Annotated in this window: 15 protein-coding genes; all 15 read left to right on the forward strand. The window is 62.4% G+C overall.

The window, feature by feature from the left end:
- The first annotated feature begins 99 nt into the window (after positions 1 to 99).
- Positions 100 to 282 carry a sulfur starvation response protein OscA gene (gene oscA, locus CAF92_RS21095; RefSeq protein ID WP_003258557.1) on the forward strand — a complete coding sequence of 61 codons (183 nt, stop codon included), beginning with the start codon at positions 100 to 102 and terminating at the stop codon, positions 280 to 282.
- Positions 283 to 330: 48 nt separating this feature from the next.
- Entirely contained in the window at positions 331 to 1338 is a 1008-nt protein-coding gene (locus tag CAF92_RS21100; RefSeq protein ID WP_085601835.1) for a sulfate ABC transporter substrate-binding protein, read from the forward strand.
- Between the two features lie 185 nt (positions 1339 to 1523).
- Positions 1524 to 2342: a sulfate ABC transporter permease subunit CysT gene (gene cysT, locus CAF92_RS21110; protein ID WP_046613605.1), complete on the forward strand. Its 819-nt coding sequence runs from the start codon at positions 1524 to 1526 to the stop codon at positions 2340 to 2342.
- 11 nt (positions 2343 to 2353) lie between these two features.
- Positions 2354 to 3226: a sulfate ABC transporter permease subunit CysW gene (gene cysW, locus CAF92_RS21115; RefSeq protein WP_025341027.1), complete on the forward strand. Its 873-nt coding sequence runs from the start codon at positions 2354 to 2356 to the stop codon at positions 3224 to 3226.
- 3 nt (positions 3227 to 3229) lie between these two features.
- A complete protein-coding gene (locus tag CAF92_RS21120) occupies positions 3230 to 4219 on the forward strand; it encodes a sulfate/molybdate ABC transporter ATP-binding protein (protein WP_085601837.1) in 990 nt (329 codons plus the stop codon).
- A 318-nt stretch (positions 4220 to 4537) separates the two neighbouring features.
- The gene (locus CAF92_RS21125; protein WP_025341026.1) at positions 4538 to 5329 is read left to right on the forward strand and encodes an energy transducer TonB; all 792 of its coding nucleotides are present in this window, start codon (positions 4538 to 4540) and stop codon (positions 5327 to 5329) included.
- A 30-nt stretch (positions 5330 to 5359) separates the two neighbouring features.
- The gene (locus tag CAF92_RS21130) at positions 5360 to 6079 is read left to right on the forward strand and encodes a MotA/TolQ/ExbB proton channel family protein (protein ID WP_046613603.1); all 720 of its coding nucleotides are present in this window, start codon (positions 5360 to 5362) and stop codon (positions 6077 to 6079) included.
- Between the two features lies 1 nt (position 6080).
- Positions 6081 to 6482, forward strand: coding sequence for a biopolymer transporter ExbD (locus CAF92_RS21135; RefSeq protein ID WP_085601838.1), 402 nt, complete (start codon positions 6081 to 6083; stop codon positions 6480 to 6482).
- A gap of 272 nt (positions 6483 to 6754) precedes the next feature.
- Complete coding sequence (locus CAF92_RS21140; protein WP_046613601.1) at positions 6755 to 7336, forward strand: alpha/beta hydrolase; 582 nt, start codon at positions 6755 to 6757, stop codon at positions 7334 to 7336.
- 64 nt (positions 7337 to 7400) lie between these two features.
- Complete coding sequence (locus CAF92_RS21145; RefSeq protein ID WP_085601839.1) at positions 7401 to 8231, forward strand: sigma 54-interacting transcriptional regulator; 831 nt, start codon at positions 7401 to 7403, stop codon at positions 8229 to 8231.
- A 175-nt stretch (positions 8232 to 8406) separates the two neighbouring features.
- Complete coding sequence (locus CAF92_RS21150) at positions 8407 to 9192, forward strand: MetQ/NlpA family ABC transporter substrate-binding protein (protein WP_025341021.1); 786 nt, start codon at positions 8407 to 8409, stop codon at positions 9190 to 9192.
- Between the two features lie 283 nt (positions 9193 to 9475).
- Positions 9476 to 10141, forward strand: coding sequence for an amino acid ABC transporter permease (locus tag CAF92_RS21155; RefSeq protein ID WP_085601840.1), 666 nt, complete (start codon positions 9476 to 9478; stop codon positions 10139 to 10141).
- Positions 10122 to 10781, forward strand: a complete 660-nt coding sequence (locus CAF92_RS21160) for an amino acid ABC transporter permease (RefSeq protein WP_046613598.1) — start codon at positions 10122 to 10124, stop codon at positions 10779 to 10781. Before CAF92_RS21155 ends, CAF92_RS21160 begins: the two co-directional genes overlap by 20 nt.
- Entirely contained in the window at positions 10778 to 11551 is a 774-nt protein-coding gene (locus CAF92_RS21165; RefSeq protein ID WP_085601841.1) for an amino acid ABC transporter ATP-binding protein, read from the forward strand. The genes CAF92_RS21160 and CAF92_RS21165 overlap by 4 nt, the downstream gene beginning before the upstream one ends.
- The gene (locus CAF92_RS21170) at positions 11548 to 12420 is read left to right on the forward strand and encodes a transporter substrate-binding domain-containing protein (protein WP_046613596.1); all 873 of its coding nucleotides are present in this window, start codon (positions 11548 to 11550) and stop codon (positions 12418 to 12420) included. The genes CAF92_RS21165 and CAF92_RS21170 overlap by 4 nt, the downstream gene beginning before the upstream one ends.
- Positions 12421 to 12474: the final 54 nt, after the last annotated feature.

Here is a 12474-nt window from a genome sequence, read left to right on the forward strand (position 1 = left end):
TTTTTAAGAATAACTCCGCCTCACTACTATTGCCCTCAAGCCAGGCGCAAATCCCCCTTCAAACCTCAGCCCGGCACCCTCACTCCAAGGAGAACGAGCATGAGTGCATCTCTGCGTAGCATCGACGGTCAGGACGAAGCCACCATTCTGCGTGAAATCCAGAGCGCTCTGCGCGACCTGCGATTCGGTGCGGTGGAGATTACCGTGCACAACGCTCAGGTCGTGCAGATCGAGCGCAAGGAGAAGTTCCGCCTGCAGCAGCCCGGCAACAAGACCGGCTGATCGCGCCACACATTCAAAACTAGAAAAATGCCAATCGGGAGCTTCACCATGTCCATCCGCCGTTATGCGCTCGCCGCCCTGGCCAGTGCTATTTTTGCCGGTTCCGCCATCGCCAAGGACTACGAACTGCTGAACGTGTCCTACGACCCGACCCGCGAGCTCTATCAGCAATACAACGCCGAGTTCATCAAGCACTGGCAGCAGGCTCACCCGGGCGACAAGGTGAAGATCCAGCAATCCCACGGCGGTTCGGGCAAGCAGGCCCGTGCGGTGATCGACGGACTGCGTGCCGACGTGGTGACCTTGGCCCTGGCCGGCGACATCGATGAAGTCGCCAAGCTCGGCAAGAGCCTACCGGACAACTGGCAGAGCCGCCTGCCGAATGCCAGCACCCCGTACACCTCGACCATTGTGTTCCTGGTGCGCAAGGGCAACCCGAAAGGCATCAAGGACTGGGGCGACCTGATCAAGAAAGACGTTTCGGTCATCACCCCCAACCCGAAAACCTCCGGCGGCGCCCGTTGGAATTTCCTGGCTGCCTGGGCCTATGGCCTGAAGGCCGGCGGTAGCGAAGCAAAGGCCAAGGAATACGTGCAGGAGCTGTTCAAGCACGTTCCGGTGCTGGATACCGGCGCCCGTGGCTCGACCATCACCTTCGTCAATAACGGCCAGGGCGATGTGCTGTTGGCCTGGGAAAACGAGGCCTTCCTGGCGCTGAAGGAAGACGGTGGTGCCGACAAGTTCGACATCGTCGTGCCGTCGTTGTCGATCCTCGCCGAGCCGCCGGTGGCGGTGGTGGACAAGAACGCCGAGAAGAAGGGCAATACCGAGATTGCCACCGAATACCTCAAGCACCTGTACAGCCCGGCCGGGCAGAAGATTGCCGCCGAGAACTTCTACCGCCCGCGTGACGAGAAGGTCGCTGCCGAGTTCGGCAAGCAATTTCCGAAACTTGAGCTGGTAACCATCGACAAGGACTTTGGTGGCTGGAAAACTGCACAACCGAAATTCTTCAATGATGGCGGTGTGTTCGACCAGATCTATCAGGCACAGTAATCGCCAAGGAAAAGCGGGGCCGCTATGCGGCCCATTCGCGACGCAAGGCCGCTCCCACAAGGAACCGCAATCTCCTGTGGGAGCGGCCTTGCGTCGCGATTGGGCTGCAAAGCAGCCCCAGGATTCAGAAGCCTGCACCGGCCCGGGATTGATTCCGGGTTTCGTGCGTTCAACCAGGGATATTTATGTCACGCCGCATTTCCCCCGTCATACCCGGCTTCGGGCTGACGCTGGGCTACACCTTGGTGTACCTCAGCCTGATCGTGCTGATACCGCTGGCCGCCATGTTCGTGCATGCCGCGCAGCTTACCTGGGAGCAGTTCTGGAACGTCATCAGTGCGCCGCGGGTGATTGCCGCGCTCAAGCTGAGTTTCGGCACCGCCCTGTTCGCCGCCATCATCAACGGTGTGATCGGTACCCTGCTGGCATGGGTGCTGGTGCGCTACACCTTCCCTGGGCGCAAGATCATCGATGCGATGATCGACCTGCCGTTCGCCCTGCCCACGGCCGTAGCCGGTATCGCCCTGACCGCCCTGTACGCACCCTCGGGCTGGGTTGGCCAGTTCGCCACCGACCTGGGCTTCAAGATCGCCTACACCCCGCTGGGTATCACCCTGGCGCTGACCTTCGTCACCCTGCCGTTCGTGGTGCGGACGGTGCAGCCGGTACTGGCCGACATTCCGCGTGAAGTGGAGGAGGCTGCCGCCTGCCTGGGCGCCAAGCCGCTGCAAGTGTTCCGCCACGTGCTGGCGCCAGCGTTGCTGCCTGCCTGGCTGACAGGCTTTGCCCTGGCCTTCGCCCGTGGCGTGGGCGAGTATGGTTCGGTGATCTTCATTGCCGGCAACATGCCGATGAAGACCGAGATCCTGCCGCTGCTGATCATGGTCAAGCTCGACCAGTACGACTACACCGGCGCGACCGCCATTGGCGTGCTGATGCTGGTGGTTTCCTTCATCCTGCTGCTGCTGATCAACCTGCTGCAGCGCCGCATCGAAACCCCTTGAAGGAGGCCGGCATGTCCAGTTCATCCCTGAATGCAACCGCCGCCGCCAACGCCGCCCGCCGGGGCAGCGCCACTTCGCGGCGTATCTTGATCGGCCTAGGCTGGCTGGTGTTCGCGCTGTTCCTGCTGCTGCCGCTGGTGATCGTGGTATCGCAGGCACTGAAGAACGGTTTTGGCACCTTCTTCGAGGCGATCTTCGAGCCGGATGCGTTGTCGGCGCTGAAGCTGACCCTGCTCGCCGTGGTCATTTCGGTGCCGCTGAACCTGGTGTTCGGCGTCAGCGCCGCCTGGTGCGTGAGCAAGTACACCTTCCGTGGCAAGAGTATCCTGGTCACCCTGATCGACCTGCCGTTCTCGGTGTCGCCGGTGATCGCCGGCCTGGTCTACGTGCTGATGTTCGGTGCGCAAGGCCTGTTCGGGCCGTGGCTGCAGGACCACGATATCCAGATCGTGTTCGCCCTGCCGGGCATCGTTCTGGCCACCATCTTCGTCACCGTACCGTTCGTGGCCCGTGAGCTGATACCGCTGATGCAGGAGCAGGGCACCCAGGAAGAGGAGGCCGCGCGCCTGCTCGGTGCCAATGGTTGGCAGATGTTCTGGCACGTGACCCTGCCGAACATCAAATGGGGCCTGATCTATGGCGTGGTGCTGTGCACTGCGCGGGCAATGGGCGAGTTTGGTGCGGTGTCGGTCGTGTCGGGCCACATTCGCGGCGTGACCAATACCTTGCCGCTGCACGTGGAGATCCTCTACAACGAGTACAACCATGTCGCGGCCTTCAGCGTGGCCAGCCTGCTGCTGATCCTGGCGCTCTTCATCCTGCTGCTCAAGCAGTGGAGCGAGAACCGTATTAACCGCCTGCGCCACAGCGCCGCGGAGGAATGATTCATGTCGATCGAAGTTCGTAACGTCAGCAAGCGCTTCAACAGCTTCCAGGCCCTGGACAAAATCAACCTGGACATCAACAGCGGCGAGCTGGTGGCCCTGCTCGGCCCGTCCGGCTGCGGCAAGACCACCCTGCTGCGCATCATCGCCGGCCTGGAAACCCCGGACCAGGGCAATATCGTGTTCCATGGCGAGGACGTGTCCGGCCATGACGTTCGCGACCGCAACGTCGGTTTCGTGTTCCAGCACTACGCGTTGTTCCGCCACATGAGTGTGTTCGACAACGTCGCCTTCGGCCTGCGCATGAAGCCCAAGGGCGAGCGTCCGAGCGAGAGCAAGATTGCCGAGAAGGTGCATGAACTGCTGAACATGGTGCAGCTGGACTGGCTGTCCGACCGCTACCCCGAGCAGTTGTCCGGTGGCCAGCGCCAGCGTATCGCCCTGGCTCGTGCGCTGGCGGTGGAGCCCAAGGTGCTGCTGCTGGACGAGCCGTTCGGTGCGCTGGATGCCAAGGTGCGCAAGGAGCTGCGTCGCTGGCTGGCGCGCCTGCACGAGGACATCAACCTGACGTCGGTGTTCGTCACCCACGACCAGGAAGAGGCCATGGAAGTGGCTGACCGCATCGTGGTGATGAACAAGGGCGTGATCGAGCAGATCGGCTCGCCGGGCGAGGTGTACGAGCACCCGGCCAACGACTTCGTCTACCACTTCCTTGGTGACTCCAACCGCCTGGCCTTGAGCGAAGGGCATCATGTGCTGTTCCGCCCGCATGAGGTGTCGCTGTCGCGGCACGAGACCGAAGGGCACCATGCAGCCGAGGTGAGGGATATTCGGCCGCTGGGCGCGACCACGCGGGTGACCTTGAAGGTGGAGGGGCAGAGCGAGCTGATCGAGGCCGAAGTGGTCAAGGACCATGACAGCCTGACCGGGTTGGCGCGGGGGGAGACATTGTTCTTCCGGCCGAAGGTTTGGCAGAAGGTAGCGGATATCTGAGACGCCTTTGATGATGAAAAACCCGGGATTGGTCCCGGGTTTTTTATTGCCTGGGAGATTGTCGGGGCTGCTTTTCAGCCCATCGCCGGCAAGCCCTCGCGGCAATCTCATGCCTTGCGCGAATATTTTGAATGCCTGCAAAGCATGATTCACGGCTCGCTCTGCTACACCCCGCGTAACTCGCGGCGTTGAGAAAACTTGCCAAAATATATATTCAGTAAAGTTCTAACCATAATTTCAAACATTACTTTAAGAGATAAGCCCCTGACCCCGATGATTCAGCCACACACCTGAATCGAGACCCCAGGAGTTTGATCAATGGGTAATGTCCAGTCGGCCGTCAGGGCCTACGACCAGCCATGGCGCCCGGCCCCGGGCGACCTGGTCGACCTTGGACGCACGCTTCGCCTCCCGCTTGGCCAGCTGCGCCTGCAACGCACGCCCGTCAGTGGGCTCAAGCGCCGCGACAAGCTGGTGTTGGGCCTGCTGGTGCTGGCCTTGCATGGCGCAGCAGCGTATTGGGTCAGCCAGGCACCAACGCCCGAGCTGCCGGTGGTGCCACCGCAAGTACCACCGATGACCATCGAGTTCGCCGCGCCGGCACCGCCTGTGGTCGAGCCACCGCCACCAGCCCCGGCACCGCCGGTAGTCCAGCCGCCACCGCCGCCTGTTGTCGACGAACTGGCCGCCAAGCCCAAACCCAAACCAAAGCCCGTGCCCAAGCCGGTGGTCAAGCAACAGCCAAAACCGCAGCCCAAGCCGGTCGAGGCCCCGCCGCCAGCCCCTGTAGCCGCTCCGGCACCGCCAGCGCCACCCGCGCCGGCCCCGGTCACCCCGGCATCGGCCAACGCTGCGTACCTGAAGAATCCGGCGCCCGAGTACCCGCAGATGGCTCAGCGCCGCGGTTGGGAAGGCACCGTGCTGCTGCGCGTCGAGGTGCTGCCCAGCGGCAAGCCCGGGCAGATCCAGATCCAGAAGAGCAGCGGCCGCGATGCCCTCGACGCTGCCGCACTGGCTGCGGTCAAGCGCTGGAGCTTCGTGCCTGCCAAGCAGGGCGACGTGGCCCAGACCGGCTGGGTCAGCGTGCCGATCGATTTCAAGCTTCGCTAACTTTTTCGCAGAACACAGGAAGACATCATCATGAGCCTGCTGGCATCCCCCCTCGAATCCGTTGAAAGCGCAGTCATCTGGCTGCTGGTCGGTTTTTCTGTCGTCACCTGGGGCCTGGCCCTGGTCAAGGTCGTGCAGTTCGTGCGGCTGAAGAACCAGGACAAGCGCTTCCACCAGCAGTTCTGGGCCGCTTCGAGCCTGGACTCGGCTGCCGAGCCTAGCCACGAACTGCCTGGCCCTGCCGCCCGTGTTGCCCAGGCCGGTTATGCCGCCATCGCCGTCGGTGACAGCCAGGCCAATGACCTGAGCCACGCCATCAATCACCAGGACCGCCTGGAACGCGCCCTGCGCCAGCAGATCGTGCGTGAGCGCCGTTCGCTGGAAACCGGCCTGGCGGTGGTCGCCAGTATTGGCAGTACCTCGCCCTTCATCGGCCTGTTCGGCACCGTGTGGGGCATCATGGAAGCGCTCAAGGGCATCAGCGCGGCCGGTTCCGCCAGCCTGGAAACCGTGGCCGGGCCGATTGGCGCGGCACTGGTGGCCACCGGCGTGGGTATCGCCGTCGCGGTGCCGGCGGTGCTGGTCTACAACTACTTCCTGCGCCGCCTCAAGCTTACCGCCGCCGACCTCGATGATTTCGCCCACGACTTCTACAGCCTGGCGCAGAAGAGTGCCTTCCGCGTGCTGGTGCACCCGGCGGTGCACAGGCCCCAGGCCGGTTTCACCCAGCCTGTGAAGGAGGCATCCTGACATGGCCTTTTCGACCCAGGACAGTGATGAAGTCCTCAGTGAAATCAACGTCACGCCGTTGGTGGACGTCATGCTGGTGTTGCTGGTGGTGTTCATCGTTACCGCGCCGCTGCTGACCAATGCCATACCCATCAACCTGCCCAAGACCGAGGCCGTGGCCCCGGTGGAGCAGAAGGACCCGCTGGTGGTCAGCATCGATGGTGACGGCAAGTTGTTCATCAACAAGGATGAGATCCAGCCCGACTTGCTGGAAACCAGCCTCAAGGCCGCCAAAAGCAAGGACACGGACGTGCGCGTACAACTGCAGGCCGATGACGGTGTGAACTACGGCGAAGTGGCGCGGGCCATGGCGGCTATCGAACGTGCCGGGATCAGCAAGCTGGCAGTGATTACCGCGCGCTGATCTCGTCGACTTTCTTCAGGCAAGTGCTTAGGGGCCATATCTCTTGGCAGGGGATGGCCCTTTTTTTGCCAGGATTTCATGGCTATCAATGCCCCCTGTGGGAGCGGTTTCACCCGCGGATGCGATGTAGGCATCACCGACGCATTCGCGGATAAACCCGCTCCCACAGGGATTGCATTTCGGTTATTAATAAATAGCTTCTTATTCCTTTACTGATATAACTCCCTCCCTATACTTGTCTCCAAGCACGCAAACTCACTGGAGGCGTCCCCATGCGCAATGAGTCGATTCGTTACCTGATTGTGCCGGGCTGGCAAGGATCGCCAGACAACCATTGGCAAAGTCACTGGCAGCGCACCCTGCCCAACAGCACCCGGGTCGAGCAGCACGACTGGCTGACCCCGCAACGCCAGGACTGGGTGCAGGCACTGGAGCAGGCGATTGCCGCCGAGCGCTCGCCGGTGATTCTGATTGCCCATAGCCTGGGCTGCATAACCGTCGCTCATTGGGCCGCGCAAGCCAGCCCGGCCCTGCTGCGGCGGGTACGGGGCGCGCTGCTGGTGGCGCCAGCAGACGTAGAGCGGCCGACCTGCGCGCCGGCTCTGCGCAATTTCGCGCCGATACCGACCGAAGCACTGCCATTTCCCAGCCAGGTGGTCAGCTCGGACAACGACCCGGCCGTAAGCGTGCCAAGGGCGTTATACCTGGCCCAGGTCTGGGGCGCCGAAGCAGGGCTGCTGACCAATGCCGGGCACATCAACGTCAAGTCCGGGCATGAGCGCTGGGAACAAGGTTTCGCCTACCTGTATCGCTTGCAGAGCCGGGTCGAGCAGCGCGCACTGCGCCGCGCCTGATCGCCCTTACTGTTTACCGCTTGCCTGACGCCCGGCCATTGCAGGCCTGGGGCGGGAGTTCGTCATGACTTTTCAAAACCCTTTTGGCCAGCCATTGCTGACCTTCCCTGAGCTGGACAAGAGCCCGCTTAGCATCCGCGCCAAGGCACTGGTGTTCATCGACCCACGGTCACAGCAGCTGCGCGAGGAGCTCGAGCGCCTGGCGCCACAGCCCTTGCCAGTGCTGATCCGCGGCGAAACCGGCACTGGCAAGGAACTGCTGGCCCGGCAGATCCACCGTGCCAGTGACCGCAGCGGGTTGTTCGTGTCGGTCAACTGCGCGGCCATCAGCCCCACCTACGCCGATGCCGAGCTGTTCGGCTACAGTGCGGGCAGCCAGGGCGGCACAGCCAGCAGCCGTGCCGGCTGGTTCGGCTCGGCCAATGGCGGCACGTTGTACCTGGACGAGATTGCCGACTTGCCGCTGGCCATCCAGGGCAAGCTGCTGGCAGCCCTGGAAAACCGCGAGGTTACCCGGGTGGGTGCACAGCAGCCGCAGCCGGTGGACGTGCGCCTGGTGGCTGCTACCAGCATCGACCTGGCGCGGGTGGTGCGCGCGGGACGCTTCAACGAGCGCCTGTACCAGTACCTGCGCGAGGGGGCGCTGGAGCTGCCGCCACTGCGCGAGCGGCCGGGCGATATCCTGCCGTTGGCCGAGTACTTCGTGGGCATCTACAGCGTGCGCCTGCAGCGGCCTGTGCCGCTCGTGAGCGAGGCGGCGCAGCAGGTGCTGGAAGCACATCCCTGGCCGGGCAACACCCGTGAACTGGAGAACGTCATCCACTTCGCCTTGCTGGTGAATGACGGCGAAGAGATCCTGGCTGAGGACCTCGACCTGGCAAACCCCGCGCGCTAGACACCGCTCATAAGCAAAGTGGCTGATGGCAGTTTGCTTTTGGAATAAGCAGCTAAATAAAAGATATTGTTACGGAATAAAAAATCTGGGTATTGTCCGCCTCACGCCCGCTGGTGAACCGGTTGGGCACCCGATTCGCCATCGCCGATGGCCCAGAACCAGAACAAGGATCACCATGAAGAAGACCCTGCTGACCACTGCCCTGGCCGCTGCCCTGTCGTTTGCCGGCCTGGCTGCTGCCGCCGAGAAACTGGTGGTTGCCGCCACCCCGGTACCGCACGCCGAAATCCTCGAGCTGATCAAGCCGACCCTGGCCAAGGAAGGTGTGGACCTTCAGATCAAGGTCTTCACCGACTATGTGCAGCCGAACGTCCAGGTTGACCAGAAGCGCCTGGACGCCAACTACTTCCAGACCCTGCCGTACCTGCAGAACTTCAACGAAGGCAAGGGCACCCACCTGGATACCGTGATCGGCGTGCACGTCGAACCCTTCGGTGGTTACTCGAAGAAGGTCAAGAGCCTGAGTGAACTGAAGGAAGGCGCTACCGTTGCCATCCCTAACGAGGGCAGCAACAGCGGCCGCGCTCTGCTGCTGTTGCAGAAGGCTGGCCTGATCACCCTGAAGGATCCGAAGAACGCCCTGGCCACCCCCAAGGACATTGCCGAGAACCCGAAGAAGCTGAAGTTCCGCGAGCTTGAGTCGGCCATGCTGCCGCGCGTGCTGGACCAGGTCGACCTGGACATGATCAACACCAACTACGCCCTGGAAGCCGGCCTGAACCCGGCCAAGGACGCGCTGGTGATCGAAGGTAGCGACTCGCCATACGTGAACTTCCTGGTCGCCCGCCCTGACAACAAGGACAGCGAAGCCATCCAGAAACTGGCCAAGGCCCTGACCAGCCCGGAAGTGAAGGAATTCATCGCCAAGAAGTACCAAGGTGCGGTGCTGCCGGCGTTCTGATGCGCTTGCATTACCTTGCATGACCCAACGCCGACACTCTTGTGTCGGCGTTTTCATTTCTGGGCTTTAGCCGCGAAGAATTCAACGTGGTGCATGGCACCGGCTGCGCCGGTGTTCGCGGCTAAAGCCGCTCCCACAAGGTCCTGTGTGCGCCGGCAATACATGCCATCAGCGCTGAATTCTCAGTGATATGCATATGCGATAAAGGTATTTATTAAAAAGTTTTTAGATCATTAGAGTCTAGCTATCGTGCCCACGCGCACCCTGCAGACCTGCTTTACCCATGACCCTCGACACCGCATTCATCCTCGGCACGCTGCCCGCCTTCCTCAAGGCCGTGGGCGTGACCCTGCAGGTCGGCCTGATCGCCATCACCACCTCGCTGCTGGTCGCCCTGGTCAACGCCACAGTGCTGGTATTACGCACCCCGTACCTGTGGCGCCTGGTAAAAGCCTACGTGGAGCTTGCACGCAACACGCCGCTGCTGATCCAGCTGTTCTTCGTCTACTTCGCCTTGCCCAGCCTGGGCCTGAAGATTTCCGGCTTTGCTGCAGCGATCATCACCATGACCTTCATGGGCGGTGCCTACCTGACCGAGGTGCTGCGTGCCGGCATCGAGGCCGTGCCCCGTGCCCAGCTGGAGTCCGGTCGCTCCATCGGCTTGTCCGAAGGCCAGTTGCTGCGCCATGTGGTGCTGCCCCAGGCCGGCATCCTCAGCCTGCCGGCACTGTTCGCCAACTTCATCTTCCTGCTCAAGGAAACCACCGTGGTTTCGGCGGTGGCCGTGCCGGAAATTCTCTACACCACCAAGAACTACATCGCGCTGTATTACAAGACCTATGAAATGCTCACCGTGCTGACCTTGCTATGTGTGCTGCTGTTCCTGCCGCTGTCGTTGCTGCTGCGCTATATCGAAAGGAGGCTGCAACATGGCCAGTTCGGCGTCTGAACTGCTGCTGCAGGCATTGCCGCAACTGGCTGGCGGCGCGGTGCAGACCCTGGCCATTTCTGCGCTGGGCATCCTCTTCGCGACGCTGGGCGGTGTGCTCTATGGTGTGCTGGCAACCTTGGGCAACCGTACCCTGAACATTGCCTTGCAAGTGTACCTGGAGCTGTTCCGTGCCATACCGGTGCTGGTCTGGCTTTATCTGGCGTTCTTCGGCCTGCCGATCTTTCTGGCCGTGAGCATTCCCAGCTTCTGGTGCGCGGTGCTGGTGCTGGGCCTGTGGGGCGCCAGCGAGGTGGGCGAGGTGGTGCGTGGCGCATTGCACTCGCTGCCGCGCGGCCAGCGCGAGGCGGGGTTGTCGATCGGCCTGGCCGGCTGGCAGCTGTATGGCTATGTGCTGTTGCCACAGGCGCTCAAGCGCATGACCCCGCCAACCATCAACATCTACACGCGGATCATCAAGACCAGCTCGCTGGCGGTGCTGATCGGCGTGGTCGAGGTGATCAAGGCCGGCCAGCAGATCATCGAACGCACCTACGAGTCGGTGCTGATCTACGGCGCCTTGTTCCTGTTCTTCTTCATCGTCTGCTATCCGCTGTCCGCCGCTTCACGCGTGCTGGAACGCCGCTGGGCCCACTCATGAGCGCATTGATCGATTTCCAGGGTTTCAACAAGTTCTTTGGCGAGCACCAGGTGCTCAAGGACGTCGACCTCCAGGTGGCGGCCGGCGAGGTGGTGGTCATTCTCGGCCCCAGCGGCTGTGGCAAAAGCACGCTGCTGCGCTGCCTCAACGGCCTGGAGCAGGCCCACGGCGGCCACCTGCGCCTGGCCGGGCAGGAGCTGCTCGACCCGCGTACCGATTGGCGCGAAGTCCGCCAGCGGGTCGGCATGGTGTTCCAGAGCTATCACCTGTTCGGTCACATGAGCGTGATCGACAACCTGCTGCTTGGCCCGCTCAAGGTACAAAGGCGCGAGCGCGCCGAAGCCCAGGCCCAGGCCGAGGCGCTGCTGGCGCGGGTCGGCCTGCTGGACAAACGCGACGCCTTTCCCCGGCAACTGTCCGGGGGCCAGCAGCAGCGCATAGCCATCGTGCGTTCGCTGTGCATGAACCCCGAGGTGATGCTGTTCGACGAGGTTACCGCGGCCCTCGACCCAGAAATGGTCAAGGAGGTGCTACAGGTGATCCAGGGCCTGGCACGCGACGGCATGACCTTGCTCATCGTTACCCACGAAATGGCCTTCGCTCGCGCGGTGGCCGACCGCATCGTGTTCATGGAGGCCGGCAGGATCCTTGAACAGGGCGACCCCGAGAGCTTCTTCACACGACCGCGGACCGCACGCGCGCAGCAGTTCCTGGAGAAATTCTCCTTCGTAGAAAGCCTGCCGAAGACACTGCACAAGGAACTGTCATGAAAACTGCCAACCTCACCAAACTGCTGGCGCCGTTGTTCGGCCTGGCCCTGCTGGCCGGCTGCAACAAGGCTGAAGAGCCACCCAAGCCGGCGGCGGCCTCGCCGGCCACCAGCTACCTGGAAACCATCAAGGCCCGCGACAAGCTGATTGTCGGCGTGTTCACCGACAAGCCACCGTTCGGTTTCGTCGATGAGCAGGGCCGCTACGTGGGCTTTGACACCGATATCGGCCGGCGCCTGGCCAAGGACCTGCTGGGTGATGAAAACAAGGTCGAGTTCGTTGCCGTGGAGCCGGCCAGCCGTATCCCGTTCCTGCAGAGCGACAAGGTCGACCTGATTCTCGCCAACATGACCGTGACCCCGGAGCGCAAGGAAGCGGTGGACTTCACCAACCCCAACCTGCGCGTTGCCGTGCAGGCAATCGTCGCGGATGGCAGCCCGGTGCAGAAGCTCGACGACCTGGCCGACAAGACCATCATCGTCACCACCGGCACCACCGCTGATATCTGGCTGACCAAGAACCACCCGGACTGGAAACTGCTCAAGTTCGAAAAGAACAGCGAGTCGTTGCAGGCGCTGGCCGCCGGGCGTGGCGATGCTTATGCGCAGGACAACCTGATTCTGTTCAGCTGGGCCAAGCAGAACCCGGGGTACCGCGTGTTGCCTGAGCTGCTGGGTGAAGAAGCCCCGATTGCACCGGCGGTGAAGAAGGGCAACACCGAACTGCGTGACTGGGTGAATGCCGAGCTGGCCAAGCTGGGGGAGGAGAAGTTTCTGCTGAAGCTGTATGACCAGTATGTGCGCAAGGAACTGAGCGATGACACCAAGCCGGAAAGCGTGATTGTGGAAGGGGGCAAGTGGCAAGGTTAGTCGGGTAAATGGGGCCATTGTGGGAGCGGGTTCACCCGCGAACACCGGCGAAGC

Origin of the sequence: Pseudomonas sp. B10(2017), from assembly GCF_002113295.1 — a bacterium.
Taxonomy (GTDB): Bacteria; Pseudomonadota; Gammaproteobacteria; order Pseudomonadales; family Pseudomonadaceae; genus Aquipseudomonas; species Aquipseudomonas pudica.

What these genes read in the sequence shown, in the direction of transcription:
- oscA (WP_003258557.1), top strand. Translation starts at nt 100, where the DNA reads ATGAGTGCATCTCTGCGTAGCATCGACGGTCAGGACGAAGCCACCATT.
- CAF92_RS21100 (WP_085601835.1), top strand. Translation starts at nt 331, where the DNA reads ATGTCCATCCGCCGTTATGCGCTCGCCGCCCTGGCCAGTGCTATTTTT.
- cysT (WP_046613605.1), top strand. Translation starts at nt 1,524, where the DNA reads ATGTCACGCCGCATTTCCCCCGTCATACCCGGCTTCGGGCTGACGCTG.
- cysW (WP_025341027.1), top strand. Translation starts at nt 2,354, where the DNA reads ATGTCCAGTTCATCCCTGAATGCAACCGCCGCCGCCAACGCCGCCCGC.
- CAF92_RS21120 (WP_085601837.1), top strand. Translation starts at nt 3,230, where the DNA reads ATGTCGATCGAAGTTCGTAACGTCAGCAAGCGCTTCAACAGCTTCCAG.
- CAF92_RS21125 (WP_025341026.1), top strand. Translation starts at nt 4,538, where the DNA reads ATGGGTAATGTCCAGTCGGCCGTCAGGGCCTACGACCAGCCATGGCGC.
- CAF92_RS21130 (WP_046613603.1), top strand. Translation starts at nt 5,360, where the DNA reads ATGAGCCTGCTGGCATCCCCCCTCGAATCCGTTGAAAGCGCAGTCATC.
- CAF92_RS21135 (WP_085601838.1), top strand. Translation starts at nt 6,081, where the DNA reads ATGGCCTTTTCGACCCAGGACAGTGATGAAGTCCTCAGTGAAATCAAC.
- CAF92_RS21140 (WP_046613601.1), top strand. Translation starts at nt 6,755, where the DNA reads ATGCGCAATGAGTCGATTCGTTACCTGATTGTGCCGGGCTGGCAAGGA.
- CAF92_RS21145 (WP_085601839.1), top strand. Translation starts at nt 7,401, where the DNA reads ATGACTTTTCAAAACCCTTTTGGCCAGCCATTGCTGACCTTCCCTGAG.
- CAF92_RS21150 (WP_025341021.1), top strand. Translation starts at nt 8,407, where the DNA reads ATGAAGAAGACCCTGCTGACCACTGCCCTGGCCGCTGCCCTGTCGTTT.
- CAF92_RS21155 (WP_085601840.1), top strand. Translation starts at nt 9,476, where the DNA reads ATGACCCTCGACACCGCATTCATCCTCGGCACGCTGCCCGCCTTCCTC.
- CAF92_RS21160 (WP_046613598.1), top strand. Translation starts at nt 10,122, where the DNA reads ATGGCCAGTTCGGCGTCTGAACTGCTGCTGCAGGCATTGCCGCAACTG.
- CAF92_RS21165 (WP_085601841.1), top strand. Translation starts at nt 10,778, where the DNA reads ATGAGCGCATTGATCGATTTCCAGGGTTTCAACAAGTTCTTTGGCGAG.
- CAF92_RS21170 (WP_046613596.1), top strand. Translation starts at nt 11,548, where the DNA reads ATGAAAACTGCCAACCTCACCAAACTGCTGGCGCCGTTGTTCGGCCTG.